28 protein-coding genes are annotated in these 26,708 nt (G+C 44.1%); 19 read left to right on the top strand and 9 right to left on the bottom strand.

Annotated elements, in window-relative coordinates; genetic code table 11:
- Nucleotides 1-11 precede the first annotated feature (11 nt).
- From rpsK to rplQ, 4 genes are read left to right on the top strand one after another with little or no spacing between them, the layout of a single operon-like run.
- Entirely contained in the window at nucleotides 12-404 is a 393-nt protein-coding gene (gene rpsK, locus ACFBZI_RS02425; protein ID WP_036364258.1) for a 30S ribosomal protein S11, read from the top strand.
- A 12-nt stretch (nucleotides 405-416) separates the two neighbouring features.
- Nucleotides 417-1,058: a 30S ribosomal protein S4 gene (rpsD, locus tag ACFBZI_RS02420; RefSeq protein WP_375714867.1), complete on the top strand. Its 642-nt coding sequence runs from the start codon at nucleotides 417-419 to the stop codon at nucleotides 1,056-1,058.
- A gap of 23 nt (nucleotides 1,059-1,081) precedes the next feature.
- On the top strand, nucleotides 1,082-2,086 hold the full coding sequence (locus tag ACFBZI_RS02415) for a DNA-directed RNA polymerase subunit alpha (protein WP_375714866.1): 1,005 nt from the start codon (nucleotides 1,082-1,084) through the stop codon (nucleotides 2,084-2,086).
- A gap of 18 nt (nucleotides 2,087-2,104) precedes the next feature.
- Complete coding sequence (rplQ, locus tag ACFBZI_RS02410; protein ID WP_078254892.1) at nucleotides 2,105-2,464, top strand: 50S ribosomal protein L17; 360 nt, start codon at nucleotides 2,105-2,107, stop codon at nucleotides 2,462-2,464.
- A gap of 94 nt (nucleotides 2,465-2,558) precedes the next feature.
- Here the strand turns inward: rplQ and ACFBZI_RS02405 are convergent, their stop codons facing one another.
- On the bottom strand, nucleotides 2,559-3,170 hold the full coding sequence (locus ACFBZI_RS02405) for a Sua5/YciO/YrdC/YwlC family protein (protein ID WP_375714865.1): 612 nt from the start codon (nucleotides 3,168-3,170) through the stop codon (nucleotides 2,559-2,561).
- A gap of 19 nt (nucleotides 3,171-3,189) precedes the next feature.
- The gene (locus tag ACFBZI_RS02400) at nucleotides 3,190-3,954 is read right to left on the bottom strand and encodes an elongation factor P hydroxylase (protein ID WP_375714864.1); all 765 of its coding nucleotides are present in this window, start codon (nucleotides 3,952-3,954) and stop codon (nucleotides 3,190-3,192) included.
- Nucleotides 3,955-4,201: 247 nt separating this feature from the next.
- Here ACFBZI_RS02400 and ACFBZI_RS02395 point away from each other — a divergent pair, with 247 nt between their 5' ends.
- From ACFBZI_RS02395 to acpP, 5 genes are all read left to right on the top strand, one after another.
- On the top strand, nucleotides 4,202-4,750 hold the full coding sequence (locus ACFBZI_RS02395) for a YceD family protein (protein WP_375714863.1): 549 nt from the start codon (nucleotides 4,202-4,204) through the stop codon (nucleotides 4,748-4,750).
- Between the two features lie 303 nt (nucleotides 4,751-5,053).
- Nucleotides 5,054-5,236: a 50S ribosomal protein L32 gene (rpmF, locus tag ACFBZI_RS02390; protein WP_003656952.1), complete on the top strand. Its 183-nt coding sequence runs from the start codon at nucleotides 5,054-5,056 to the stop codon at nucleotides 5,234-5,236.
- 210 nt (nucleotides 5,237-5,446) lie between these two features.
- The gene (fabD, locus tag ACFBZI_RS02385; protein ID WP_375714862.1) at nucleotides 5,447-6,406 is read left to right on the top strand and encodes an ACP S-malonyltransferase; all 960 of its coding nucleotides are present in this window, start codon (nucleotides 5,447-5,449) and stop codon (nucleotides 6,404-6,406) included.
- Nucleotides 6,403-7,131, top strand: coding sequence for a 3-oxoacyl-ACP reductase FabG (gene fabG, locus ACFBZI_RS02380; RefSeq protein ID WP_375714861.1), 729 nt, complete (start codon nucleotides 6,403-6,405; stop codon nucleotides 7,129-7,131). Before fabD ends, fabG begins: the two co-directional genes overlap by 4 nt.
- Nucleotides 7,132-7,325: 194 nt before the next feature.
- Nucleotides 7,326-7,562, top strand: coding sequence for an acyl carrier protein (gene acpP, locus ACFBZI_RS02375; RefSeq protein ID WP_375714860.1), 237 nt, complete (start codon nucleotides 7,326-7,328; stop codon nucleotides 7,560-7,562).
- A gap of 239 nt (nucleotides 7,563-7,801) precedes the next feature.
- On the opposite strand, the gene queG is transcribed toward acpP, so the two are convergent.
- Together queG and ACFBZI_RS02365 are read right to left on the bottom strand one after the other, a co-directional pair.
- A complete protein-coding gene (gene queG / locus ACFBZI_RS02370; protein ID WP_375714859.1) occupies nucleotides 7,802-8,995 on the bottom strand; it encodes a tRNA epoxyqueuosine(34) reductase QueG in 1,194 nt (397 codons plus the stop codon).
- A complete protein-coding gene (locus ACFBZI_RS02365) occupies nucleotides 8,988-9,443 on the bottom strand; it encodes a hypothetical protein (RefSeq protein WP_375714858.1) in 456 nt (151 codons plus the stop codon). Before ACFBZI_RS02365 ends, queG begins: the two co-directional genes overlap by 8 nt.
- Nucleotides 9,444-10,201: 758 nt before the next feature.
- On the opposite strand from ACFBZI_RS02365, the gene ACFBZI_RS02360 reads away from it, so the two are divergent.
- The 8 genes from ACFBZI_RS02360 (at nucleotide 10,202) to ACFBZI_RS02325 (ending at nucleotide 18,347) form a co-directional block, all read left to right on the top strand.
- Entirely contained in the window at nucleotides 10,202-11,929 is a 1,728-nt protein-coding gene (locus tag ACFBZI_RS02360) for an acetolactate synthase 3 large subunit (protein ID WP_375716290.1), read from the top strand.
- Nucleotides 11,929-12,444, top strand: a complete 516-nt coding sequence (gene ilvN, locus ACFBZI_RS02355; RefSeq protein ID WP_375714857.1) for an acetolactate synthase small subunit — start codon at nucleotides 11,929-11,931, stop codon at nucleotides 12,442-12,444. Before ACFBZI_RS02360 ends, ilvN begins: the two co-directional genes overlap by 1 nt.
- A 55-nt stretch (nucleotides 12,445-12,499) precedes the next feature.
- Entirely contained in the window at nucleotides 12,500-13,387 is an 888-nt protein-coding gene (locus ACFBZI_RS02350; RefSeq protein WP_375714856.1) for a DMT family transporter, read from the top strand.
- A gap of 70 nt (nucleotides 13,388-13,457) precedes the next feature.
- Nucleotides 13,458-14,480, top strand: coding sequence for a ketol-acid reductoisomerase (gene ilvC / locus ACFBZI_RS02345; protein ID WP_375714855.1), 1,023 nt, complete (start codon nucleotides 13,458-13,460; stop codon nucleotides 14,478-14,480).
- Nucleotides 14,481-14,665: 185 nt separating this feature from the next.
- The gene (locus tag ACFBZI_RS02340; protein ID WP_375714854.1) at nucleotides 14,666-15,079 is read left to right on the top strand and encodes a hypothetical protein; all 414 of its coding nucleotides are present in this window, start codon (nucleotides 14,666-14,668) and stop codon (nucleotides 15,077-15,079) included.
- A 430-nt stretch (nucleotides 15,080-15,509) separates the two neighbouring features.
- On the top strand, nucleotides 15,510-15,725 hold the full coding sequence (locus ACFBZI_RS02335) for a cold-shock protein (RefSeq protein WP_375714853.1): 216 nt from the start codon (nucleotides 15,510-15,512) through the stop codon (nucleotides 15,723-15,725).
- 263 nt (nucleotides 15,726-15,988) lie between these two features.
- The gene (locus tag ACFBZI_RS02330) at nucleotides 15,989-17,830 is read left to right on the top strand and encodes a DUF2157 domain-containing protein (RefSeq protein ID WP_375714852.1); all 1,842 of its coding nucleotides are present in this window, start codon (nucleotides 15,989-15,991) and stop codon (nucleotides 17,828-17,830) included.
- Nucleotides 17,823-18,347, top strand: coding sequence for a GDYXXLXY domain-containing protein (locus tag ACFBZI_RS02325; protein WP_375714851.1), 525 nt, complete (start codon nucleotides 17,823-17,825; stop codon nucleotides 18,345-18,347). Before ACFBZI_RS02330 ends, ACFBZI_RS02325 begins: the two co-directional genes overlap by 8 nt.
- A 103-nt stretch (nucleotides 18,348-18,450) precedes the next feature.
- Here the strand turns inward: ACFBZI_RS02325 and ruvC are convergent, their stop codons facing one another.
- Nucleotides 18,451-19,047, bottom strand: a complete 597-nt coding sequence (ruvC, locus tag ACFBZI_RS02320; RefSeq protein ID WP_375714850.1) for a crossover junction endodeoxyribonuclease RuvC — start codon at nucleotides 19,045-19,047, stop codon at nucleotides 18,451-18,453.
- Nucleotides 19,048-19,164: 117 nt separating this feature from the next.
- Between ruvC and ACFBZI_RS02315 the strand changes: the two genes are divergently transcribed.
- Nucleotides 19,165-19,758, top strand: coding sequence for an FxsA family protein (locus ACFBZI_RS02315; RefSeq protein ID WP_375714849.1), 594 nt, complete (start codon nucleotides 19,165-19,167; stop codon nucleotides 19,756-19,758).
- A 178-nt stretch (nucleotides 19,759-19,936) separates the two neighbouring features.
- Here ACFBZI_RS02315 and ACFBZI_RS02310 read toward each other — a convergent pair whose 3' ends face one another.
- Complete coding sequence (locus ACFBZI_RS02310) at nucleotides 19,937-21,322, bottom strand: hypothetical protein (protein WP_375714848.1); 1,386 nt, start codon at nucleotides 21,320-21,322, stop codon at nucleotides 19,937-19,939.
- A 210-nt stretch (nucleotides 21,323-21,532) separates the two neighbouring features.
- Here ACFBZI_RS02310 and ACFBZI_RS02305 point away from each other — a divergent pair, with 210 nt between their 5' ends.
- A complete protein-coding gene (locus ACFBZI_RS02305) occupies nucleotides 21,533-21,937 on the top strand; it encodes a helix-turn-helix domain-containing protein (protein WP_375714847.1) in 405 nt (134 codons plus the stop codon).
- A gap of 272 nt (nucleotides 21,938-22,209) precedes the next feature.
- Here the strand turns inward: ACFBZI_RS02305 and ACFBZI_RS02300 are convergent, their stop codons facing one another.
- From ACFBZI_RS02300 to murD, 3 genes are all read right to left on the bottom strand, one after another.
- Complete coding sequence (locus ACFBZI_RS02300) at nucleotides 22,210-23,604, bottom strand: MATE family efflux transporter (protein ID WP_375714846.1); 1,395 nt, start codon at nucleotides 23,602-23,604, stop codon at nucleotides 22,210-22,212.
- 30 nt (nucleotides 23,605-23,634) lie between these two features.
- Nucleotides 23,635-24,810, bottom strand: coding sequence for an FtsW/RodA/SpoVE family cell cycle protein (locus ACFBZI_RS02295; protein ID WP_375714845.1), 1,176 nt, complete (start codon nucleotides 24,808-24,810; stop codon nucleotides 23,635-23,637).
- Nucleotides 24,811-25,126: 316 nt separating this feature from the next.
- A complete protein-coding gene (gene murD / locus ACFBZI_RS02290; RefSeq protein ID WP_375714844.1) occupies nucleotides 25,127-26,518 on the bottom strand; it encodes a UDP-N-acetylmuramoyl-L-alanine--D-glutamate ligase in 1,392 nt (463 codons plus the stop codon).
- Nucleotides 26,519-26,708: the final 190 nt, after the last annotated feature.

Raw genomic sequence — 26,708 nt, 5'->3', positions numbered from 1 at the left:
GAAGCTAAAAGATGGCAAAAGACACTCGCAGCCGCAAAAAAGTGGCTCGTCGTTCGGTATCTGAAGGTATCGCCCACATTCATGCGTCTTTTAATAACACCATTGTAACGATTACTGATCGTCAAGGTAATGCATTGGCTTGGGCCACTTCCGGTGGACAAGGCTTCCGCGGTTCACGCAAATCTACACCATTTGCTGCACAGGTTGCAGCTGAAGTTGCGGGCAAAGCTGCTCAAGAAACTTACGGTGTTAAGAATGTTGATGTCTTGGTAAAAGGTCCAGGACCAGGTCGTGAGTCTGCGGTTCGTGCATTAGGTGCATTGGGTTATAAAATTAACAGCATCAGCGATGTAACACCAATTCCACACAACGGCTGCCGCCCACCTAAGAAGCGCCGCGTTTAAGGAGATAGACTTATGGCCCGTTATATTGGTCCAAAATTAAAACTATCACGTCGTGAAGGCACTGATTTGCAACTAAAATCAGGTGTAAAACCTTTTGATGTGAAGACAAAAAAAGCAGGTCGTGTACCTGGTCAGCATGGCAATAGCCAAAATAAAACTTCTGAATACGCATCACAGCTTCGTGAAAAACAAAAAGTTAAACGCATTTATGGTGTTTTAGAGCGTCAATTCTCTAACTATTATAAAGAAGCAGCGCGTCAGCGTGGTGCAACTGGTGAAAACCTATTGGTAACACTAGAGCGTCGTTTGGATAATGTTGTTTATCGCATGGGCTTTGGTGCAACTCGTGCAGAAGCACGCCAATTGGTTAGCCATCGTGCAATCATGCTAAAAAAAGCTGGTCGTGATGAGTTTGTTCGTGTAAATATCCCATCTATCCAAGTTCAAGACGGTGATGTGATTGCTGTACATGAAAAATCAAAAGAACAACTTCGCATCAAAAACGCAGTTGAGCTTGCAACACAGCGTGGCATTCCAGCATGGTTGGAAGTTGATCACAGCAAACTTCAAGGTACTTTCAAATCTGCGCCAGAGCGTAGTGAATTGCCAGCTGAAATCAACGAACACTTGATTGTTGAGCTATATTCTAAATAATCCGAATAATTCGAGGTGACACTATGACAAATGCAACTGAGTTTCTAACACCGAGCGCAATTAGCGTAGATACGGTTAATGAAACGACTGCAAAGGTCACGCTCGAGCCGTTAGAACGCGGTTTTGGGCATACCCTTGGTAATGCTCTACGCCGCATTCTGCTTTCTTCATTATCTGGTGCTGCAGTCATTGAAGCAGAGATCGAAGGAGTGGATCATGAGTATTCAACCCTTGAAGGTTTGCAAGAAGATGTTTTGGATCTTTTGCTTAACCTAAAATCTTTGGCAATTGTTTTGCATGACCAAAATGAAGCTTATTTGACTTTGGATAAGAAGGGTGCAGGTGTCGTAACCGCTGCCGATTTAGAGCTACCGCACAATGTTGAGATTGCCAACCCAGACTTGGTGTTGGGTACATTGAGCGAGCGTGGTCATCTGAAGATGCGTTTGCGTGTGGTTACTGGTCGTGGTTATGAGCCTGCCAATCAACGCCGTGAAGATGCCAATTCAAAAATCATTGGCCGCCTAAAACTTGATGCAAGTTTTAGCCCAATTATTCGTGTGGCATACGATGTTGAGAATGCTCGTGTTGAACAGCGTACCGATCTTGATAAGCTGATTATTGAGCTTGAAACTAACGGCACGATTGACCCAGAAGAAGCCATTCGCAAAGCTGCAACCATTCTGCAACAGCAAATTGCGATTTTTGTGGATTTGGAAGCAGAAGAAGCACCTGAGCCTATCAAAGAAAAAGAAGAGATTGACCCTGTACTATTGCGTCCAGTGGACGATCTTGAGCTAACGGTTCGTTCGGCAAACTGCTTAAAAGCTGAAAATATTTATTACATCGGTGATTTGGTACAACGCTCAGAAACTGAGTTGTTAAAAACACCAAATCTAGGTAAGAAATCATTGACTGAGATTAAAGATGTGCTTGCATCAAAAAATCTTGAACTTGGTATGCGTCTAGACAATTGGCCACCAAGCGATTTGCGAGTCGATGATCGTTTTTCTTATCGCAACCGCTAATTTAAAGGATACTTGACCATGCGACATCGTAAAAGCGGAGTCAAGCTGGGTCGCACCAGCAGCCATCGTAAGGCTATGTTCCAAAACATGACAAATTCATTGTTTGAACATGAGCTAATCAAAACTACTTTGCCAAAAGCAAAAGAGCTTCGCCGTGTGGCAGAGCCTTTGATTACTTTGGCAAAAGAAGACAGCGTTGCAAATCGCCGTCTGGCATTCAGCCGTATGCGTAACAAAGATATGGTTGGTAAACTGTTTGCTGAGCTTGGTCCACGCTACCAAACTCGTCCAGGCGGTTACCTACGCATCATCAAATGCGGTTTCCGTGATGGTGATAATGCCCCTATGGCATATGTTGAGTTGGTTGATCGTCCATAATTGACAGATCAATAACTCAAACAAAACCCTGATAGTTTTATCAGGGTTTTTGTATTTTAGATGATATAAATGGCATGAATGATGCAGATGATGCTTATAAATCAGCCATATCAATCTCACCTTGGTTAAGCAGCACTATTTCATCATTGATCAGATTGATGATAGCAGTAGCCGATTGATTCATATCACCGCCGTCAACAAAACCATCAACCAAATTTTCGAGCAACATTTGCAATTCGTAGCCACCATCAAATATTGGCTGCTCGCCACCTAAAATTATTGGTAGGCTGACAAACGCTTCGCCCAACTCATCAAGCAAAGCAAGCGATAAAGGCGTGTTTGCGGTGCGGACAGCGATGCCTTGGTGTTTGGCGTGCAGGTACTTTTTGGGCGTTGTTTTGGTAGCAGGCAGCATAAAATCGATATTTTGACCCAAGTGCTTTTTTAAAATACGATGAGCAAAATTGCTCACTTGGGCATAATTGGCAATCTGGCTCAAATCACGGCAGATTAAGCAAAATATCAGCTCTTGACTTTGTGCCATGCGACAAGCTTGCTCAAAGGCTTGCTTCGCGTTTAAGGACATCGCCAGACGATAGCCACCTATATCTGGATAGACGAGCAGTTGGTCGTTTTGTAACGCCTTAGCGATTTGTGTGATAATTCGTGCTTGCGGATTATCAGGGTGGGGATAATAAATTTGCATGATTGTCCTTATGATTACTTCAAGTTACACTAGGCTTAGGTGGTAAGGCGGTGTAATAATCGCTGTGGCTGAGCGTCAGTAGTAGCCAGAGTAAAACCTGAGCATCTTGGGGTAGGCTGTCTGGATTGGATAAATACGCCATCGCTTGTGCGTAAACATCGGCGGCAAAAGTGCTACCACTGGTGTCAAAATCGGCATTCAGATTGTCCTGCGAGACATAAAAATAGCGTCCACACGCCAAAGTCAGCAAGCATTCTACCGCTTGTGGCTTGATTTCTACTTGCTCAAATAAGGCTTGGGTCTGCTCGTCTCTGCCATCAGCTTCGTACCAATAACCAAAGTCGTTCAAGACTCGCCGCTTTTTGCCAGCAATGCACCAATGACTGATTTCGTGCAAGGCACTTTGAAAAAAGCCGTGAGCAAATTCGATACAAGCTGGCTTGTGATGCTCGGCAGGGAAATATTCTGGCTCGCCCTTGCCACGCACCAAAATGGTCGGCATTTGTGGCAGGTGCGGATTGTCAAACACTTGATTAAATAAGGCGATTAGCCAGTCGGTGAGTGCTTGCTCATTTTGATTGTCGGATTTGATGCTTTGCCAAATGTGATATGCCGATTGCCAATCATCAGGACAGATTTGGGCGGTCGCTTGGGCAAATTTTGGTAACGATGGGCAAGTTTGATAAAATTTTTGCCACAGCTGATGAATTTGCACGGCGTGCGTAGGGTCGCTTGCCGCTTGGCATAAGCTCAAATTTGGGGATAATTGATTAAAATTTATCATAACAATTGGTTTGAGTTTTAAATTGTTGGCGATTTTAGCGTTGGTTATTTTAGCATAAATTTATGATAAAAATTTGCCATAAAAATTTTATGGTAATTAAAATTCATTGTTTAATTTAAAAATATTTTATAATTTGACCAAAAAATTGGCAATAACAATTAAATCGCTCAAAAATTACTTTTATCAAAACCAAAATTATGCCATAATATGCGGTTCAATATCTAAAAATGGCAAACAATCAGAGTATATGACCGCAATTTCACACAAGCACCCAGAAAAGCAAACCTTGCCCAATCATATCATGCTAGAAAAGTGGGCGGATATTGGTTTTGAGTGGCAGGGCGATTTGCAGATTGGTGAGCTGCCACGCCTTGCCGAGCAGACTTGTACTGATGGCGTGCTGGCTGTGGCTGTTCGCCTGCACAAGGTTGATGGTATCGTTTGGCTGGATTATCAAGTGGCAGGGCAAATCCAAGTGGCTTGCCAGCGTTGTCTTGAGCCGCTTGATGTCGATGTTAGCGGAGCGTATTCGCTGGCGTTATTGGCATCAGCCGATGATGTGCCGCTGATTGATGATGCTGAGTATATTTTGATGCAAGAGCTTGGCAACGGCGTAACGCACAAATTGCCAATCAAAGACTTGCTTGAAGATGAGTTATTGCTCACTTTGCCGCTGTCACCACGCCACGAAGATTGTGAAATGCTGGTGGAATCGGCAGGTGATGAGCTTGAAAGTGAAGAAATTCACGACAATCCATTTGCAGCATTGGCAGGATTGAAGGGCAAATTGTCCTAAATTAATCAATTTATGGATTGGTAAATTGCCAAAAGTCGTTAAAATTATCCAAAATTTACCAAAAAAAACGCCAAAAATTGCCAAATTTGGACGCTTTGCCATCATTTTATAAAAAGATTTGTAAATTTTTGCGATTAGGCTTTGAAATTTGCAAGATTTTTGCGTATAATACAGGGTTTATGGTGCATTGGTCTATGATGGACGGCGATTGATGCTAAATCGCATTGACACAAATTGACAAAGACGCACGAACCGTTTTTTCTTTATGGGCAGTTTTTGCCTGACTGATTATTAGGAGCTATCATGGCAGTTCAACAAAACCGCAAGAGCCGCTCACGCCGTGACATGCGTCGTTCGCACGACCATATCGCTATTGCTGAGCTAAGCATCGATTCTACCACTGGCGAAAAACACCTTCGCCACCACGCAACCAAAGATGGTTTTTATCGTGGTCGCCAGCTATTCAAGGTTAGCCAAGATAGCTAATCGCTGCCCAGTGGTAACAAAACCAAGCCGATATTATCATGGGCTTGGTTTTTTGTTATCAAAATTTTATCACTGCAGCTTTGGGTAAACAATTGTTTATTTTTGTGGTAAATGTGGTAAAATTGGCGACACAATACCAACATTTGATTGGTATGCGGTAGGAAGGGCGATTTGCCAAAGTGCAAATGCCAAAAAATAATAAGGTGAACTATGATTCAGGACAATACCAATGTAACAAAACGCTTGGCGGTGGTTTTTCCAGGTCAAGGCTCGCAGACCATCGGCATGATGAATGAGCTTGCTCAAGCACACCCAATTGTGCAGGCGACTTTTGATGAAGCCAGTGCAGCGTTGGGCTTTGATTTATGGGAAGTGACTCAAGATGACACTCGCCTAAATAAAACGGAATTTACGCAGCCAGCATTGTTGGTGGCGAGCGTTGCCATTTGGCGGATTATCGAGCCGATGCTTGCTGCTCAATCGATAAAGCCGCTGTATTTGGCAGGGCATTCATTGGGCGAATACAGTGCCTTGGTGGCGTCTGGGGTGCTAAGATTGGCAGATGCCGCCAAACTGGTGCATGAGCGTGGCAAACTGATGACCGAAGCGGTGCAGGGCATGGATACGCAGATGGCAGCGGTTTTGGGTTTAGAAGATGAACAAGTCATCAGCCTGTGCGAAGAAATCAGTAGCAGCGTTGGCACGGTCAATGCCGCAAACTTTAACAGCCCCGGTCAAGTGGTGGTGGCAGGTACTGCTGTTGGCGTGGCAGGGGTGCTATCGGCAGTTGAAGCATTGGGTAAAAAAGCCGTACCGCTTAAGGTGTCAGTGCCTTCGCATTGTGCCTTGATGAATCCTGCCAGCGATGCCTTGGCACAGCTATTGACCCAAACCACTTTTACCAAGGCAAACATTTCGGTAATCCAAAACCGCCACGCCAAAGTGCATAGCGATATTGCCGAGATTAAGCTGGCTTTGACAGAGCAGCTATCCATGCCAGTGCAATGGGCAAAAACCATGCAAAAACTGGCGGAGCAAAAGGTGGATTTGTTGATTGAATGTGGCCCGGGCAATGTGTTGTCAAATCTTGCCAAACGCCAAGCGACACCGATTGCCGCCTTGCCGACAGACAAATTGGCACGACTAGAAAAACTGGAGAATTTGGCATGAGCAGAAAAATCGTATTGGTTACAGGTGCAAGCCGTGGCATTGGTAAGGCGATTGCCCAGCGTTTTGCAAAAGAAGGGAATTTTGTCATCGGCACTGCCACCAGCGAAAAAGGGGCAGAAGCGATTGCAGAGTATTTGAGCGAATCAGGCGGCATCGGCCGAGTGCTTGATGTCTGTAATAATGATGATATTGACAAACTGTTTGAAGAAATCGACAGCATCTATGGCGGCATCGATGTGCTGGTCAATAACGCTGGCATCACCAAAGACGGCCTACTTATGCGAATGAAAGACGAAGACTGGGCAAGTGTTATCGACACCAACCTAACTTCCATTTATCGCATGAGCCGTAGAGCGGTGCGTGGCATGATGAAAGCTCGCCAAGGCCGTATCATCAACATCACTTCTGTGGTCGGTCAAATGGGCAATGCAGGACAAACCAATTACGCCGCCACTAAGGCAGGTGCTGAAGGTTTTGCCCGTGCTTTGGCTCGAGAAATTGGCTCTCGTGGCGTTACAGTAAACTGCGTTGCACCGGGGTTTGTTGAGACAGACATGACCGAAGAGCTGGACGAGCGACTCATCAGCTCAATGCTGGACGCTGTACCTTTGGGGCGTATGGCACAGCCTGAAGAGATTGCAGCGGCAGTGTCATTCTTGGCAAGTGATGAAGCCAGCTACATCACAGGCACAGTGCTTGCGGTCAATGGCGGCATGTATATGTAAATTGCCGATACCAGCTCCGTTTTTGGTGATTAAAAATCATTGACAAAGCCAAAAAATGGGGCTATTATGAAAAAAAGTGTACATATGTATTCATAAATGCTTGCACTTTTTTGGCAAATGTTTTATGATAATCACGAATTTTATCCAAACCGCAGCAACATTTTGCACCGGTTAATCAATTAAAGGAAACTACCATGAGCGATATCGAAGCTAAAGTAAAAGACGCAGTAGCCGAACAACTTGGTCTAAGCGTTGATGAAATCAAAAACGAAGCATCTTTTATGGATGATTTGGGTGCAGACTCACTAGATTTGGTTGAGTTGGTCATGGCATTTGAAAGCAGCTTTGGCATCACCATTCCTGATGAAGATTCAGCCGAGCTGACCACTGTTCAAAAAGCCATCGATTATGTTTCTGCCAAAGTTGCATAATTTATCTGCTTGATGAATCAATAGCGTGATGTTTTGGCTTAATTCATAGCATCAAAACATCACAAGCCGCTCCGATGTGGGCGGTTTTTTGTTGGGTGATTTTAAATTTTGGCTTCAAGTTTTTGGTTTTGGATTTTTGGCTTTTGAGCGTTTGGTTTTGGGCAAATTTATCAATCAAATTCAATCAAACAATTAAATAATCATAAATAATCATAAATAATCAAATTGCCAAAATCATTTTAAGTATCAGCGCCCATATTTGAGAAAAACTGACCCAGCTCATCAATTGCCCACAAAATATGCTCATCAAGCATCGCATCTGTGCCTAGGCGTGATTGCAAGGCATGGATAATGGCTTGGTGTTCGGTAGGGGTTTTGGGTTGGCAGTTGCCCAAGGCGATGGCGGTATTGCGAAGCAAGTGCAAATAGCCAGTACGCCGCAGCGGTGAACCTTCGGTTTTGGTCAAAAAATCTTCTTCGCTCCACGCCCAAACTTCCAACAAGGTTATGTCGTCCAAGCCGTGCCTTGGGGTATAATCGGCAACGGTGGAAATTTTGGCATAGCGATTCCATGGGCAAATCAGCTGGCAATCATCGCAGCCAAAAATCCGATTGCCAATCGCTTTGCGGTATTTGACATCGATGCTGCCTTTATGCTCAATGGTCAGATAAGAAATGCAAGCAGCAGCGTCTAGCGTGTGCGGTGCGATGATGGCTTGAGTTGGGCAAATGTTGATGCAGGCGGTGCAGCTGCCGCAGTGTGATTTGACAGGGTGCATTTCATCTTCACCAACCAAATCAAGACTGATAAATAGCTCGCCCAAATTAAAAAACGACCCTGCTTGGCGGTTGATTAATAAGGTGTGCTTGCCCGTCCAGCCAAGCCCAGCCGCATCAGCGATGGGACGCTCAAAGATGGGTGCAGAGTCGCTAAACGGACGAAAAACAAAGGGTTTGTCAGCACCGATTGCCAAATGTTGCCAGTGCGGTAGCTGCGATTCGATGGCACGAGCAAGTTTTTTGAGCTGTTGGCGTACGGTTTTGTGATAATCTCGACCACGAGCATAGCGTGCGATGATGGCGTTATTGGGTCTGTCGTTGTCGGTGATGCTGCGTGGCTTAGGCATATCGTGCAGATAATCCATGCGGACACTGATGATGGTTTTGGCACCATCGACCAGCTTGTGCGGATTGGCACGCAAATCGTGATTTTCGTGCAAAAAATCCAGCGTGCCGTTTAGTCCCTGATTCAGCCATTGCTTGAGTGCCAAAGTTTGCTCGGCAAATAATGGGTGATGAACGCTCAAAAATCCGCAGTCCGAAAATCCCAACTCAAGGGCTTTTTGATGAATCCACGCCTTGACATCGGCGGCACTTAGGCATTCATCGCTGGTGTCGCTGTCGGTGCTGACAGTAAAAATGCGTTCAGCCATGACAATAATCACGCATGGTGTGTTCGATACGCCGAATTTTATCGGCGATGATAGGCGGACTTAGGGCGATGCGGTTGCCATTTTTGTCCATTTCATAAACCGTTTCGCCAGATTTTTCGCTAAGTTTTAGGGTATCTAGGTTGATTTTTAGATATTGACAAGCTGACGCTGGGTTGTGATTTTGGTCATGATTTGCTGATAAATGGGGCGTGGCATCAGTAGCTTTGTGTAGATAATGCACGGACACGGCATCAAAAGGCAAGGCAAGCGGTGGCAGCTGACTGTAAACCGTTTCGCCAAATTTGCCAATGCTTTTATAGGCTGTGCCGCTGCTGTGAGTAGGATAACTGCCAGCGTGAGCGTGATGGATAAACACCAGCAAAGTCAGCCACAGCATTGCTTGCCATATCAGGTCAGCGTGTCGAAAAATCAGATGCCAAATTGCCATACCAAATTGTCAGATTACCAAAACTTGCCAATCTGCCCAAATCACCAATACAAGTTACAGCATACAAATTGCATCATTGTATAGTAACCATCAAAATTGTCTATTGTATCATTAGACTGCCGCCAAAATCACCAAAATTTGGCAAATTCGACAAAATTGGTGATTTTTATGGATTTGTATGCCGACAATTTATTTGTATTTTTTTATTTGCATTTTTCTGCAACTGGCTCGTTTTGTTTTGGTGGCGATTGTTGTTGATTGATAAAAATTTGTACAATTGAACAAAAATCTGATAAAAAATGACAAAAATGGTAAAAATGGCTTGGCAAGGTCGAATTTTTGGGGTAAGATAGCTAAAGTATATTGATGATGCTTTTTTACCAATGGGCATTATTATAAAGTCGGCGTAGCTATTTATCAGGTGCTGCGTTTGTGTTGTTGGTGCTATCAGATTACCGTTTGATGACGCAAAATGACACATTGCAATAGGACTTATCGGTCTGCAAGACATAGGAAATTTTCCCATCTCTTGTTTTGGATTATTCCAAGCCATCTTGCGTTATTTTATAACACCTATTGCCTGATATTCGCATGACTGCCACGCTTTTTTCGTCTGCATATTGCCAATTTGGCAAAAGGATGTAAATTTTATGACGCAAACTACTCAGATCCCGAATATGACGGGACACACCCAAACCAAAGACGCTGCGGCACATTTTCATGAACTCCAAGAGATTTTGGCTCGTGGCGAGACGGCAATGATGTCAGGTGCTGAAATGCTGGTTCAATCCTTGATTGATGAAGGGGTTGAATATATTTTTGGCTATCCGGGCGGTGCGGTGCTGCACATTTATGATGCCTTATTTAAGCAAGATAAAATTGAGCATGTGTTGGTGCGTCATGAGCAAGCCGCAGGACACATGGCGGACGCTTATAGCCGCACAACAGGCAAAACAGGCGTGGTGCTGGCGACTTCAGGGCCGGGTGCGACCAATACCGTAACGGCGATTGCCACTGCTTATATGGATTCTGTTCCGATGGTGATTTTGGCAGGGCAAGTGCCATCTAGCCTAATCGGTGATGATGCGTTCCAAGAGTGCGATATGGTGGGCATTTCACGCCCAATCGTCAAGCACAGTTTTCAGGTTCGCAGTGCCGAAGAAATCCCAGCGATTATCAAAAAAGCCTTTTATATCGCCAGTTCTGGCCGCCCAGGCCCAGTCGTGGTAGACATTCCAAAGGACATGACCAATCCTAATGATAAATTTGCCTATGTGATGCCTGAGTCGGTCAGTATGCGTTCTTATCAGCCAACGCACAAAGGGCATGGCGGTCAAATCAAAAAAGCCATCGAAACTTTATTGGCCGCCAAGCGTCCAGTGCTGTATTCAGGCGGTGGTGTGGTGCTGGGCAATGCCAGCGATGAGCTGCGTCAGTTGGCAGATTTGCTAAAATTACCTGTAACCAATACTTTGATGGGCTTGGGAGCGTATCCGGGGTCTGGCGAGCAGTTTATTGGTATGTTGGGTATGCACGGCACTTATGAAGCCAATATGACCATGCACCATGCCGATGTGATTTTGGCAGTGGGCGCTCGCTTTGATGACCGTGTCACCAACAATGTCAAAAAATTCTGCCCAAATGCGACCATTATCCACATTGATATTGACCCTGCCAGCATTTCTAAGACCATCACCGCACACATTCCGATTGTTGGCGATGTCAAATTGGTGCTTAGCGAAATGCTTGCTTTGCTCAAAGAAACCGACAAACGCATCGATGAGCATGCCCTAAATGACTGGTGGACGCAGATTAACGAATGGCGTAAGCGTCATGGCTTGCGTTATGGCGAAGATGACATGACTGCCGAAATTCACGCCATCAAGCCGCAGCATGTGGTTGAGACGCTTTATAAATTGACCGATGGCAAGGCGATTATCGCTTCTGATGTGGGTCAGCACCAGATGTTTGCCGCTTTGTATTATAAATACGATGAGCCACGCCAATGGCTAAACTCTGGTGGCTTAGGCACGATGGGCGTGGGCTTGCCGTATGCGATGGCGGCCAAATTGGCTTGCCCTGAGCGGACGGTTGTTTGTATCACTGGCGAAGGCTCGATTCAGATGAATATCCAAGAGCTGTCCACTTGCTTGCAGTATAATTTGCCAGTCAAAATCCTAAACCTAAACAATGCTCAGCTGGGCATGGTGAAGCAGTGGCAAGATATGCTGTACGAAGGTCGCCATGCACAGTCGTACATGAAATCATTGCCTGATTTTGTCAAACTTGCCGAAAGCTATGGCCATGTCGGTGTCAAAATCACCAATCCTGCCACCATGGAGCAAGAGCTGGCAGCGGCGTTGGCATTAGAAGACAAATTGGTTTTTATCGATGTCTATGTGGACAAAGGTGAGCATGTGTATCCGATGCAAGTTGCTGGTCAGTCAATGCGTGATATGTGGTTATCAAAAGGGGAGCGTACCTAATGCCAAATCAAGTACATAAACATCTGATTTCTGTGTTGATGGAGAACGAAGCAGGTTCGCTGTCTCGTGTGGTTGGTCTATTTTCTCAGCGTGGCTATAACATTGATACGCTCAATGTCGCCGCTACCGATGATCCGACCATTTCTCGTTTGACTTTGACCACGACCACCACCAATGACAAAATTGAGCAGATTACCAAGCAGCTGCATAAACTGATTGAAGTTGTCAAGGTTCAAAACTTATCAGACCTAAGCGGTGGCAGCCATGTGGAGCGTGAGCTGATGCTCATCAAAGTGCGTGCCACAGGCTCATACCGTGAAGAAGTTAAGCGTAATGCTGACATTTTCCGTGCCCAAATTGTCGATGTCAGCCCAAATCTGTACACCATCTTAATCACTGGTGATGCTGGCAAGTTGGACGGTTTTATTGATGTGATTGGCCGTGATCGCATCTTAGAAGTGGTACGCTCTGGGGTCATTGGCATTGCTCGTGGTGAGCGAACACTGGCAATTTAACCGCATTAAAATCACTTAAGGTCTTTTAAAACATTAGCAGTTATAAATTTAATCAATGAATGCGACAACGGATAATCGTTTTAAAAGACCAGAGATTTTTGCACTTGCTGCCGCCATATTCAATGGCTCTATTGGCATTTTTACCAGATTTGCTTTTGATTTTGATGATAAATTATCTCCAAATGCCTTAGCTTTTTGGAAATGTTTTTTGGCTTTTTTGATAATCTCTGTTTTTGGTTTGACCAGTAATACACTAAGAAAACAAATTGTCTGCCATGCAAAACATTGGTACAAATTCGCTTTATTGGGTTTTTTGGGAATTTTTTGCTTATATTTTTTTGAGACTTGGGCATTTTACCACGCATCAATTCCGTTGGTGTCGTTTTTGACTTATGCAGCAGGTGGGATAACGCTGCTTTTGGCGGTATTTTTTCTCAAAGAACGGATTGATTTTTATAAGTCAATATCCTTTATAAGCATCGTTGCTGGCGTATCCTTGCTACTGTTATTTGAAAGAGATGTCTCTGGCAGCTATCTTGGTATTTTGCTAGCTTTACTGGGCGGTTTGGGTTATGCCTTATTTATCTTTATGGCAAAAATCTTAAAAGTCGGCGGGGGTTTTGCCCAATTATTTTGGCTGTTTACTTTTGGTAGTGTGTATCTTTTTATTCCTTATATGCAAGATTTGCATTTGCCAAATCATACGGCTTGGCTGATGATTGCCTGCCTTGTTTTGTTGCCAACCATCGGTGGATTTTATTTGACCACCAAAGCTGTTGAACTTGGAGAAGCCAGCAGGGTTCAAATCATTGAGACAAGCGATCCGTTATTTGCTGCCCTGTTGGCATTGATAATATTTGGCGACAGCCTAAACATTTATGGATATTTTGGGGCATTGCTTATTTTAACTGGCATTGTAATTATGGTAAAATCACCAAAATAGTGCATTGATTTTTTGTTTGTATTTTTAATCAAACCTAACGCCATTTATGGCAATTTTTAAGGAAACTCTTATGAGCTTAAACATTTATTATGACAAAGATTGTGATTTGTCAATTATCCAAAGCAAAAAAGTCGCCATCATCGGCTACGGCTCACAAGGTCATGCTCATGCATTGAACCTAAAAGACAGCGGCGTTGATGTGACTGTGGGTCTGCGTGCAGGCTCTGCATCTTGGAAAAAAGCCGAAAATGCTGGCCTAAAAGTTGCCGAAACTGCCGATGCCGTCGCTGGTGCTGATGTGGTGATGATTTTGACGCCAGACGAGTTCCAGCGTCAGCTTTATAAAGAAGTCATTGAGCCAAACATCAAACAGGGTGCTACCTTGGCGTTTGCTCACGGCTTTGCCATTCATTATAACCAAGTTGAGCCACGAGCTGACCTTGATGTGATTATGGTTGCTCCAAAAGCACCAGGCCATACAGTACGCTCTGAATTCACCAAAGGCGGCGGTATCCCTGATCTTATCGCTGTATGGCGTGATGCGTCTGGCAGTGCCAAGCAGTTGGCGTTGTCTTATGCTGCTGGTGTGGGCGGTGGCCGCTCTGGCATCATCGAGACCACTTTTAAAGACGAAACCGAAACTGACCTATTTGGTGAGCAAGCCGTTCTTTGCGGTGGTGCGGTTGAGTTGGTTAAGATGGGCTTTGAGACGCTGGTGGAAGCAGGCTATGCTCCAGAGATGGCTTATTTTGAGTGCTTGCACGAGCTAAAACTGATCGTTGATTTGATGTACGAAGGCGGTATCGCTGACATGAACTACTCAATCAGTAACAACGCTGAATATGGCGAATATGTGACTGGCCCTGAAGTTATCAATGAGCAATCTCGTGCTGCCATGCGTCATGCTCTAAAACGCATTCAAGATGGCGAATATGCTAAGATGTTCATCGCCGAAGGTCAAACCAACTATCCATCAATGACTGCACGCCGCCGCAATAACGCCGCTCACCCAATCGAAACCACAGGTGCTAAATTGCGTGCGATGATGCCTTGGATTGGTGGTAACAAAATCATCGATAAAGAAAAGAACTAAGCATCGGTACAAATTTTGTGTTGATCAAAACAAAAGCAGCTGCCAAATGGGTGGCTGTTTTTATTTGTCCGTATTGATTGCATTGTATCGCATTGCTTTACTTTACTGGCTTTTCAATAATCGCACAAACCGTTATAATGGCGGCTTTGATAATAAGATAATAATTGGCGTATGCCGCATAGATAATGATGACTTTATATTCTTTAGAAAATTTATTGATTGTTTGTAGCTTATTGGTTGCCATTTTGGTAATGATTGAGTCCACTTTGCTTGAGCGTAATGGCGGCAAGCTGTTGATTGGTAATGGATTTTTTATGATTATCAGTTTGACAACTTCGGTGTGGTCGCTGGTATCGTGTGTGGCGTGGTATTTTTTGGATTTTTATGGCTTGGGTTTGGCGGTGGTTGCCAGTTATCCGCTGTATGCTTTGCTTGGGTTGGTTTATTCCATGCATTTGATGCGTGGCACTGATGTGGACGATCCTGCTGATGTGGCGTTGCCTGCCCAGTATTTGAGTTTTTGTAAATCTTTTGGTTTGGTCTATGCCGTGCTGTGTGCTTGTGCTTTGGCACAAGTGATGGGTTGGCTAAAGGTTTAATTGGCGATAATTTTTACCAAAATTTCACCAAGTTTTATCAATCTTAAACTTTGACCAAATTTTAGCAAATTTTTGGTAAAACTTTGGCAAAATGGACGACAAATCAGCGATTTTTTGGCAATAGCTATCTTTTAATCTCATTTAATATAAAAAGCCAAAATAATTCTGCTTTTTTGATAAAAATTTGTTATAATGCCAAGCATGGTATTTATGTACCGAGAAGTTGGCCGAATCGGTCAGCTTTGCAACTGCAGACAAACGCAGTGGTATCAAGCATTCTTTAGGCAAGACCAGTAAGTTTCTTATTTGGATAGTTGAATGAAGATGGGGCGACCCGCCTGTTATCCCGATTGTTTTTGTATGTTTTACGCATGAATAGCATAAGTTGCGTTTTTACGCTTTTCATTCATTCAAATTAGGAAATTTTATCATGTCTCAAAAAGTACTTGGCACTGTCAAATGGTTCAACGAATCAAAAGGTTTTGGTTTTATCGCTCAAGACAACGGCGGTCAAGATGTGTTCGCTCATTACAGTGCCATCGCTGGCTCTGGCTTTAAGACGCTGTTCGAAGGTCAAAAAGTTTCTTTTATCCTTGCTGAAGGCAAAAAAGGCCCACAAGCTGAAGAGATCGAAAAAGTTGATTGATTTAATCAGCCAATCAGTTTTTACAGATTTTAAGTAAAATTTTAAAATGTCGCTCATATGGGCGGCATTTTTTTTTATAGATAGCTTGTGATTTTGGCTTGGTTTGGGTTTTGGTCGGTTTTGCCAATATTTGCCAGAATACACAGCATTTATCAATATGGCTAAATAATCGCCAGTTTTGCCAAAGTCTGATAGCAAAGTGTGATATAGTAGCATTGATCCCACAAAACCTACAAACCTTACAATCAAAAAGAAATCAGCTTATGAATTTAACGGATTTTTGGCAAGCGTCAAATACAGTGCATCAACCAAAGATGCCCAGTGATGCACCAACGCACATCGCACAGGCTTTGGTGTCGCCGCCGATGCTGGCAGCCTTTGGTGTGATTGGTGCTGCATTGATGGCGTCATCGGTGGTGTATCTGCTGGCGGCAAATTGGCTGCTGCTACCAGATGCGGTGAAATTGAGCATCGCACCGCTATTGATGCTGGCGGCTGCCATGATTAGCCTGCGTACGACAGGTCTGTGGCAAAGCGTGCTGCATACGATTTGTGGGCTGATGATTGGTTTGGGGCTTTTGGTGATTGGGCAAGTGTATCAGACAGGGGCGGATAATTTTTGGCTGTTTGCCATTTGGTCGCTGCTGCTCGTGCCTTGGCTGTATCGTGATAATCAAGGTGTGTACCTGCTGCTGGCAGTGGTGGCACAGCTGGCGTTGTGGCTGTATTTTGATCAGCGTTTTATGCAGATGCCTGAGTGGCAGTTGGGGCTGTCGTTGCTGCTGGTTGTTGGGCAATATGTGCTGTTTGGGCGAAGTCAATTGGCGTTGTGGCTGACAACGCTTGCTATGATTGGCTTGTCATTTTTTGCATCGATGATATTTGACGACATGACGACACTGCTGGGGCGTGGCGTGGGAGTAGCAGTGATTTTATCGCCGCTGCTGATGGCGGCTTATGCACGGCAGCAGCCAAAGATTGCGGCGGTAGCCTTGGCAGGCGTGGCAAGCAGTCTGTTCACCTTGTGGGTGGTGCTGACGCCTTGGCTTGATACATCAGATTGGCTGATGATGGCGGTGGTTGCCCAGCTTTGGTTTGGGCTGTGTGCATGGTTGCTGTTTTGGCTGTTTGGCAAGCGACTTAACCATCAGTATTCGCTGCATACGCCGATATTGGCGGTGGGTGGCTGGGTTTCTAGTCTGTTTGCTATTTTTGGTGTGCAGGCGTGGGTGCATGATGCGTGGCAGGCTTTGCTAGCGTGTGGCGTGCTGTCGGCAGCAGCAGGCGTGTGGCTGTTTTGGTACAGTCGGCAGCAGTCGGCGTATTTTCGGCATTTGGCTTATGCCTTGGTGCTGATTGGCATGGGCTTGGTTGGTCAGGGCTTGGCACGGTGGCTGGATAATGATGGCATTGGGGCGTTTGTTTTGGTGCAGTGCTTGTTACTGGTGCTGCTGTATCGGCTGCGTGTGCATTGGTTTTATTTGCTGATGCATTTGTTGATTGGCTATGGGGCGGCGGTATTTTATGCTGTGGTGCTGGACGATTGGTCGGTGTTGCACTGGACTTGGGGAGGATATTTGAGCGGTATTTATGGGCTGGGCTTGATGGTAAGTTTGATCTTGTATCGCCAACATGCACGCTGTCAGCATTTGGGCTATGATCGCACGGTGGCAGGCTTTATGCTATTGATGGCGACAGGTTTTGGGGTGGTGAATCTAATCCCTGAGCTTGGCACGCCGCCATTTTGGGCAAGTCTTGGGCTGCTGCTTGGCTTGGGTTTTGGGATTTTGGCTTATTTGCCTTTGCGTGTGGCGATGTTGTTGTCGCTACTTGGCGTGCTGTTTGGTGTCGGTCATGCCCCTATTGTGGCGGTGATTTTGGTCTTTGCCCATGCCTTGAGCAAGCACGACCGCATGATGGTAGCCTTATTATCGCTGGTGGGTATTGGGCTGTTGTGGCTGTTGTATTATCAGTTGTCCGTGCCGTTTTTGCTAAAATTTATCACCATTTTTATCAGCGGTCTTGTGGTTTTTGTGATGGCAAAATTGTTATCGCTAACATCATTTCACCAAGCCAAACAAACACAAGGGGCAAGCGATGCGTAAATTATCCAAAAGGTTGCCGATTATCCTAACGCTTGTCAGCCTTGGCGTGATGGCGGTGATGGTGATAAATTATGAACGGCATCTGGCGACTGGGCGAGTAGTCTATGCACCGCTTGGTGTCAGCGATCCCCGCTCGTGGCTGCAGGGCGATTATATGGCGTTAAATTATCAGCTCAATGCCGACAAAGCCACTACTGGCACGACGGCAAAGTACCGCTTGGGCTATGCCTTGCTTGATAATCGCTCAATCATCAGACGCATCACTTGGCAGCCTGTGGATAAAGCCGTGCCGATTGTACTAAATGGCACGCAGGGCGACTGGCAGCTGCCGCCAGACGGTTGGCTGTTTGCCGAAGGTTTGGGTGAGTGTTATGCACAGGCGAAATTTGCCAAATTATCACTTGATGATGATGGGCAAGTGCTGCTCATCGATTTGGTTGGTGATGATTTGCAGGATTTGCATTGCCAAGATAAGACTTCATGGTGGCAAGGTGGCATACCAAGCAGCAATCCTTAGCCGTGCCAATGGGCAATTTACCGACAAATCCGACAAATCATTGACTAAGTTATCATCAGTTATCATCTGGCAAATTTGATACTCTAAAAAATTGGCAGCTGGGCTATTTTGTGCGTTGTTTTAGTTGCAATAAATCCGCTTCGTCCAGTCGCCAGCGTCCTTTTTTCTTGTTGCTATTTCTGTTGGTTAGCGTGCTGATGTTGAGCAGTTTACTCATCGAGTGCGAAGCGTGGGCGTGGCAGATGGCACACGCCAGACCGTCGGCGGCATCGGCTTGGGGGATAATCTCTAGCGATAAGATGCGACAAACCATCGCCGTAACCTGTTCTTTGTCCGCTGCACCATAGCCACAGACGGCTTGTTTGATTTGGCGAGCGGTGTATTCGCTGACTGACAAATCCAGAGCGGTCAAAGCAGCGATGGCAGCCCCCCGAGCTTGCCCAAGTTTTAGTGCCGAATCAGGGTTGGACGCCATAAAAACCTGCTCAATCGCCGCCTGCATCGGCCGATCGCTGTATTTTTGGTAATGGGTAACGATGCGTGAAACGCCAGCGAAAATCTGGGCAATGCGTTCGGTGATGTCGCTGCTGTTGGTGCGAATCGTGCCAGCATCAACAAAGCTTAATTTGTCATTGTCAGAGCTGATAATGCCGTAGCCAGTCATGCGTGAGCCGGGGTCAATGCCGATAATCAGTGTCATATAAGTGCCTAAAAGTACGAATAATTACCAAAGCAACTTGAAAACTTGCCAATTGCCCTGATTTACTGTTAGTATAGCGTATTTTACTTGGTTATTAAACATTCAAAGGAGAAAAGCATGGGTGCATTGGTAGGCATTGCTTTGATTTGGTTTATCATTGAAATGCTACTTTGGTATCTGGTTGCACAGTTTATTGATGGTGGCGGCTGGGCGGTATTTGCTTGGTTCATTGTCGCTGCTGTTTTGGGCATCTCAATGATAAAAAAAGCCGCAGGCACGCTCAATCCGATGGCACAACAAATGAAAGCCATGCAAAACGGCGTGATTCCCAATCCTGCCAATCAGCCTGCCGAATCAACCATCACCAAATCCATCGCCATCGGTTTGGCAGGAGTGCTGTTTTTGTTGCCGGGGTTATTGACTGATGTGGCGGCATTGGTGCTGCTATTGCCATTTGTGCAGAAAAAACTGACCACTTTTGCCAAAAATTATGCACTCAAAAATCAAGACAAAATGATGCAAATGATGGCACGACAAATGGGCGGTCAAAGTCCATTTGGCAATATGGGCAACATGGGCGGCGGTCAAAATCCGTTCGGTGGTATGGGTGGCAGTCCGTTTAATAAGGGCGGTTTTGGCACAACAGTGGACGGTGAAGCAAAATCAGTCGCCAAAGACACCAAGCGAATCACATCGGCAAATGATGAATAATCTGCTGATGGATATATTTGTGTTGCGTTGATTTGATTTATCTTGAATAACGCCAAATTGACTTAATCGATTAGTCAATCAATCTAAAAAATAAACCCAAAGCCAATTTGGTTTTGGGTTTAATGTTTTTTAATATAAAAATTAAATGGGCAGTGGTTAATTATTAACCATATCCTAATTATTTGGATAGTTTATCAATTAAAAAATGTCTGTTATTTAATAAAATATTTTCCAACATTTCCAAGCTAACCACAAATCTAATTGGCAAAGGTAATAAATTATAAATAACACCTGCTATTTTTAAAATGCTTTCATCATTATTTAATGTTGCCGTAGTTAATAAAATCCCACTATTTTTTAATTTAGCGAGAATGCCATCAGAGTTTTTGGATAAAAAATCGGCAAGTAATGTATTAGCTTTGGGCTCGCTTTCTATTATGTTTTCATCATCGATTTCTTCATCGTCGTATTCATAGAGTTCGTCAACTTTATCAGCTTCATCATCAAATAAATTTGGAATATTATCTATTGAGTTTATCAACTCCAGCATAATAGATTCATTTAAATTATCTTTTATATAAGCCTCACTATTTTCATCTAAGATTAATTCTTTTGAAATGGGTATTGATGAAAACTTAGACATGAAAGACAACGAAAATTCAATACATTTCTTATATGAAGATATGTATTCATTTGCGATAGATAATCGCTCTACTATAATTTCTTTATTTTTCTCTATAATCTCAGAAACAGAGAGCATTTTACTGTATTCACTCTCTAAGCAATGATAATCATAGATAATACTATATATTAATAAGTATATACCATCTTTTGATAGGTAGTTTTCAATCGTAAGCTCAGAAAACATGGCATTAAGTTTTTTATCGCACATGGAATCAATTACAAAAACAAGATTGAATGATTCATTAATATTTTTAATTAATTTAAATAAATTATTCACCCTACTTAAAATTTCATCAGATGTATCTTCGAAAGAAAAATCAATATGCAACTTTCTTAAATGCTCTTTTTTTGCTTGATTCTCTAATTCTATATTTTTTTCATTTTCAATTTTTTCCAATTGTTCTTTTAATTCATTTTCATAATTAATATCAAATTCTATTTTATTTCGTTCATTAATTACTTCTGTCAAAAATTCACTTAGCAAAGGAAAATTATTTTTATTGGGCAAGCTTAACGTGCATTCCCAATATGAATCATCGTCTTTGTCATATAAGTGCAAAGTTCTATTGTGATAAGATACAGTTCTAATACTTGATAACTTTCCATAAATTGGCTCTTGCATAAGCTCTTTACAAAAAAACATTGAATGTGTCATCAAGAAAAAATCTTTTGCACTGCCAAATAGTGTGTCATCTATTAACAAAATAACATCTTTATGTGATATTTTATAACCATTTTTATTTAATACTTCTACCGCATTGATTAATTTATTGTTCGGTATTTCTGGGAATTTATGTATTTTGAGATCTGAGAATTTTGGAAAATCAATATTCTCTATAAATTCAAAGATATTTTCTATTAACAAATCTTTCTGTCTCATGTTCTGTTGCTCCTAACAAATAGATTTTAATTAAAACCAAGAGTCTACTTCCTAATAAAAATCAAGATAGAATATATAAAATTTCTTTTCTAATTCTTGTTTTTATGGAGAAAATTTTTTCAAAATTTATGCTTATAAAATTATGCACCAGAATAAAATAATGCTACAATCAACAAAATATAACTATCACCCACCCAAAAAGTAAACATTATGAAAACCAACGAAAAAATCCGTTTATTAAGAGAAGAGCGTCAATGGACGCAGGAAGAAATGGCGAGCAAGCTTAGTATGTCAACGCAGGGTTATGCAAAAATTGAGCGTGGCGATACCAGATCAAATTTAGGGCGATTAGAACAAATCTCGGAAGTGTTTGGTATTGATCTGCTAGAGCTGCTTTCTTATGGTGAGCAATCTAAGATCCAAGTCAATAATTTGTCCAATAACGAGAATATTACGAATACGTATTTTGCCGTAGGGAAAGAAGATTTTACTAATGAGATACAACGCCTTCAGCTTATTCTTTCACATAAAGACGAAACAATTGAAAATTTAAAACGTGAGATTAAATTATTATCTGAAATGAATGAATTATTACAATCCAAAAAAACATCTTAAAAATTAGATGCGGTAGGTAAAATGGTTACTGGCAAGTATTGCTAGGTCGAACCGAGCAATACTTGCGTTTGTGCCAGTTTGATTAAGATAACCTTTTGTAAATTAAGAAAATAAAGTTCAGTTACCTAAATTTTTGTACTTGAAATTACCGATCATTTGTCAAATTATTTGATGCAAAATCACAGTCTTTAGCTTCTTAAAACCCAAAGCCAATCAGGTTTTGGGTTTAATGTTTTTTAATATAAAAATAAAGTTTATTTATCAAGCAAAGGTCATAAGGCACGCAGTCGCATTTGGCGGACGACTTTTTTGCTATGCACTTCAAGATACCACAACAAAAACACCGCCGCCACGCCCAGCGAGACGACCAATGCCGTCCAAAAGCCATAAATGCCCATTTTGGCATAAAACGCCATCAAATATCCCGGAATCAGACCGCAGCCCCAAAACGCCACAATGTGAATGACCATGGCAATGGTGGTAACTTTGTAGCCACGCAGGGCATAGCTGGCGACGGTTTGTACCGCATCGACCAGCTGAAATGCCGCAGCGTACAAAATCAAACTGCCTGCCAAGGCGATGACCGCCAAATCGTCCGTGTACATTTTGGCAAGCGGATAGCGAAACACAATCAAAAACAACGCCGTGCCAAACGACATCAGTATCGCTGTCCAGATAGACACACCAGAGATGTAGCGCGCTCTTTGGTACTGCTCTTTGCCAAGGCTATAACCGACACGCACCGTTGTTGCACTGCCAAGACTTTGTGGAATCATATAAATCAAGCTGGTCAGGCTAATCACCACCTGTTGGGCGGCGACATAGTCTTCGGCATTGCCGTCCAATTTGGCGACCAAAAACATGATGCAGGTAAACAAACTGACTTCAATAAAAAACGACAGACCGATTGGCACGCCAAGCCGTGTAATCTCCCACAGGCTCTTTGGGTCAGGCAAGCTAAATCGGCTCATCAAACCAAAGATTTGAAAATGGTGATTTTTGACAATCAATAGCCACAGCGTGATGGCATTAATCCAAAACACAATCGCCGTGGCAAGTCCGCAGCCAGCACCGCCCAATGCTGGCATACCAAATTTGCCATAAACAAAAATCCAGTTGAGCGGAATATTGATAAAAAAGCACAGCCAGCTGACCCACATGATGATTTTTGGCTGATTGAGACTGGACGCATAAGCGTGCAAGGCACGATGCACCATCGCCGCTGGCATGGCAAGTCCGATGAACCACAGGTATTGTTCGGCGATGACAAAGGTGCTGGGGCTGATATCTAGCCACAGCTTAAAGGGCGTGATGGCAAACCACATCAAAAGCATGCCAATGATGCCAATCATCAGCCCATACCAGATGCCTTGGCGTCCCATTTCGCCGACTGCGGCATGGTTTTTACTGCCGTGCAGCTGGGCAATCATCGGATTTAGTGATGTCATCACGCCCATCAAAGTCACATAGACGGTAACAAAAACACTACTGCCCAAGGCAACCGCTGCCAAATCTCCCTTGCCAGCACCGCCAGCCATCACCGTATCAATAAAGCTGGTGCCGACTTGGGCAATTTGAGCCAGCAGCATGGGAATGCCCAACTGCACCAAGGCGGACAGCTCTTTTTTGTAAGTGGCGAATTGGTAGCGGTTAATATCCAGTAGCATGGCAGTACTTCATTTGATGATAAAAGAGCGTTAATAGCGGTCGTTTTGTTTGGCTTGATAAATCTCAGGGCCTTCTTTTTCAACTCTCAATACAAAGCCAATCATCATCAACAAGACAACAATGGACGAACCACCAAAGCTAAAAAACGGCATGGTCAAGCCCTTGGTTGGTGCCAGCCCCATGGTCATGCCCGCATTGATAATCACTTGCCCAAAAATCACCACCGCAAAGCCAAACACGGTATAGCTTAGGCGAAGTTGGCGATAACCAAGCGAGCGTAAGCTGATGCAGATGATGCAAAAGATAATGAGCAGCTCCAATGCCAAAACCAAACCAACGCCCAAAAAACCAAACTCTTCGCCAGTGATTGCCAGCAAAAAGTCGGTGTGTGCTTCGGGCAGGTGGGATAATTTTTGGACACTGTTGCCATAGCCCAGACCGCTAAATTGCCCACGACCATAAGCAATCAGACTGCGTGCCAGCTGATAATCCGAGCCTTGCAAGTCGTCAAAGGCATCGGTAAAGGATAAGATGCGTTCACGGCGATAAGGTTCAAGCCAAGCGATGGCACTGGCGGTGGCGGTAAATAGACCCACTAGCCAGCCGTATTGGCGAAGGGGCGCGCCACTGACAAACACCATCACCACCAAGGTCGATAAAATAACCAACAAAGTACCAAAGTCTGGCTGAGCAATCAAAAAGCCAATGACGGGTGCATACCACATGATCAAGCGAGAACCTGTCCAAAGGTTGCCACGCACTTCAGCAGAGCGGCGTACCACATAGTCGGCAGTGATAAACACCATCACCGCCTTGGCAAGTTCGGCAGCTTGCAGATTAAAAACTTTGAGCGACAGCCATCGCCGTGAGCCGTTGATGACTTCGCCAAACATCGCCGTCAAGCCAAGCAAAACTATCACCGCAATCCACATCAAAATCACGACATGCAAATGCCGCCCCAGATAATACACTTTCAAAGGAATGCGATAAATGATGGCGGCAAGCAACAAACCGATGCTAACATAGGACAATTGCGACCAAAAAAACTTGAGCGGCTCCATATTGCGTGATGTGGCAAACGGCACAGACGCCGATGCAATCATCAGCAGGCTGATGCCGATGAGTAAGCCTAGGCTGACTAGCAAGACTTTTTTGATATTTCGCTCGGAACAAAATTTAAGAATTTTATCAAAAAACTGGGACATGGCTGCTTTATCGATGAATAGTCTAAGCTGTCTATTATAACGATTTTTTGGTTAAAAAGGTGGGGAATTTCGTGTGATTTGGCGGATTTGACGGTAGTTTTGGTGATGTTTGGCGGATAAAATGCCTGTGCCAATTTGCCGTATTTTGTGCCGATTTATCCAAATTTTTGCCAATTTATCCGCCATATCACAATCCACCAAAAAACTACCAAAAATTTGCCTAAAATTGACAAAAGAGCCGTGAAGGTTCGATTGACCAATCACGGCTTTGGTTTTGATTTTGATTTTGAATTTAAGTTTAATGTTAAATTAAAAACTATTTGGCAAGCTTATGCACCATGGCGACAAATTTTTCGCCACGCTCGCCGTAGTTTTTGAACTGATCCATGCTGGCACACGCTGGCGATAGCAGCACCGCCTTGGCAGTGCTTTGGCTGGCGGCAGTTACTGCTTTATCCAGCGTACCGACATGAATCAATCTGTCCGCTAAAGTGGCATCACCAAGCAGCAGCCCTTGCTCGATGACTTTGGCGTCAGCACCGATCAGATAAACGGTATCGACCCAGCGAGCGACATCGCTTGCCAATTCGCTAAAATCTTGCCCTTTGCCCAAACCGCCCAAAATCAGTGCCAAAGAGTGCTGACCATAGACCGTCCCCAGTCCATCAATGGCGGCGATGGTTGAGCCGATGTTTGTGCCTTTTGAGTCGTTAAAATACGCCTTGCCGCCAACTTCGCTGACATATTCACAGCGGTGTGGCAGACCTTTAAATTCGCTCAAAGTTTTTAGCATCGCTGCCTGTGGCAGATTGACCGCCGTCCCCAGTGCTAGGGCGGATAAGGCGTTGAGCAGATTGTGCTTGCCTTTGATGTTAAGTTTGTCAGTGCTGAGTAATTTTTGGTCGTGATGATATAACGCCAGACCTATGCCATCATCGTACAGATAAAAATCCGCCGCTTGTGCTGTTAGTGAGCTGTCGGTGGTCAATATCGATGCGTTTGGGGCAAGCTTAGCAAGAGTTTGCTGGCAAGTGTGCATCAGCTCTGGATCATCTTGGCAAATGATGGCATGATGACAGCCATCAAAAATGCGTAGTTTTTGAGCCAAATAATCGTCCATGCCGTCATGACGATCCAAATGGTCGGCAGAGATGTTTAAAATGGTGGCAGCTTGTGCCGATAAATCAAAGATATGCTCCAGCTGAAAACTGGACAACTCCAGCACCGCTAACGCCATGTCTGGCAAATCAAGTAGCTTAAGTGCTGGCGTGCCGATATTGCCGCCGACACCGACAGCGATACCAGCCGATTTTGCCATCTCGCCAACCAAGGTGGTTACAGTGCTTTTGGCGTTTGAGCCTGTGATGGCGACAATTGGCGTGTGCTTGCCTTGGGCGGCATCACGCTGTTTTAGGGCATCGATAAATAGCTGAACATCGCTAATCACAGGAATGTTGGCAGCTTTGGCGGCGGCGACGGCAGGGATTCTTGGGTCAATGCCGGGGCTGATGACGATGCTATCAACAGACAGCAACAAATCACCATCAATCGCCCCAAAATGATACGCTACCGCCTGTGGCAGCTTATCGGCTAGGGCAGGCGTGGCATTTTCATCGGTAACGGCAACCTGATGCCCTTGCTTGACCAAAAAATCCACCGCAGACAAACCAGAACCACCCAGACCGATGACGGCATATTTTTTTGACATAATTTTCCCCAAAGCTGATAAGATGGCTTATTGTATCAGTTATTGTGAATAGGTGGTAGCTTTTGCATCAAGATTTTGGCTTTGGGTCTTTGGCTTTACTCACTTAGCTGACTTGAGCCAATTTGAATCAATTTAAACCAACTTGGACTAACCAAGCCAACTTTTGGGAAAACATTGGATTTTTGGCAAA

This window comes from Moraxella marmotae, from assembly GCF_042219885.1.
GTDB classification, from domain to species: domain Bacteria; phylum Pseudomonadota; class Gammaproteobacteria; order Pseudomonadales; family Moraxellaceae; genus Moraxella; species Moraxella marmotae.
This window is presented reverse-complemented; position numbering and strand designations above follow the sequence as displayed.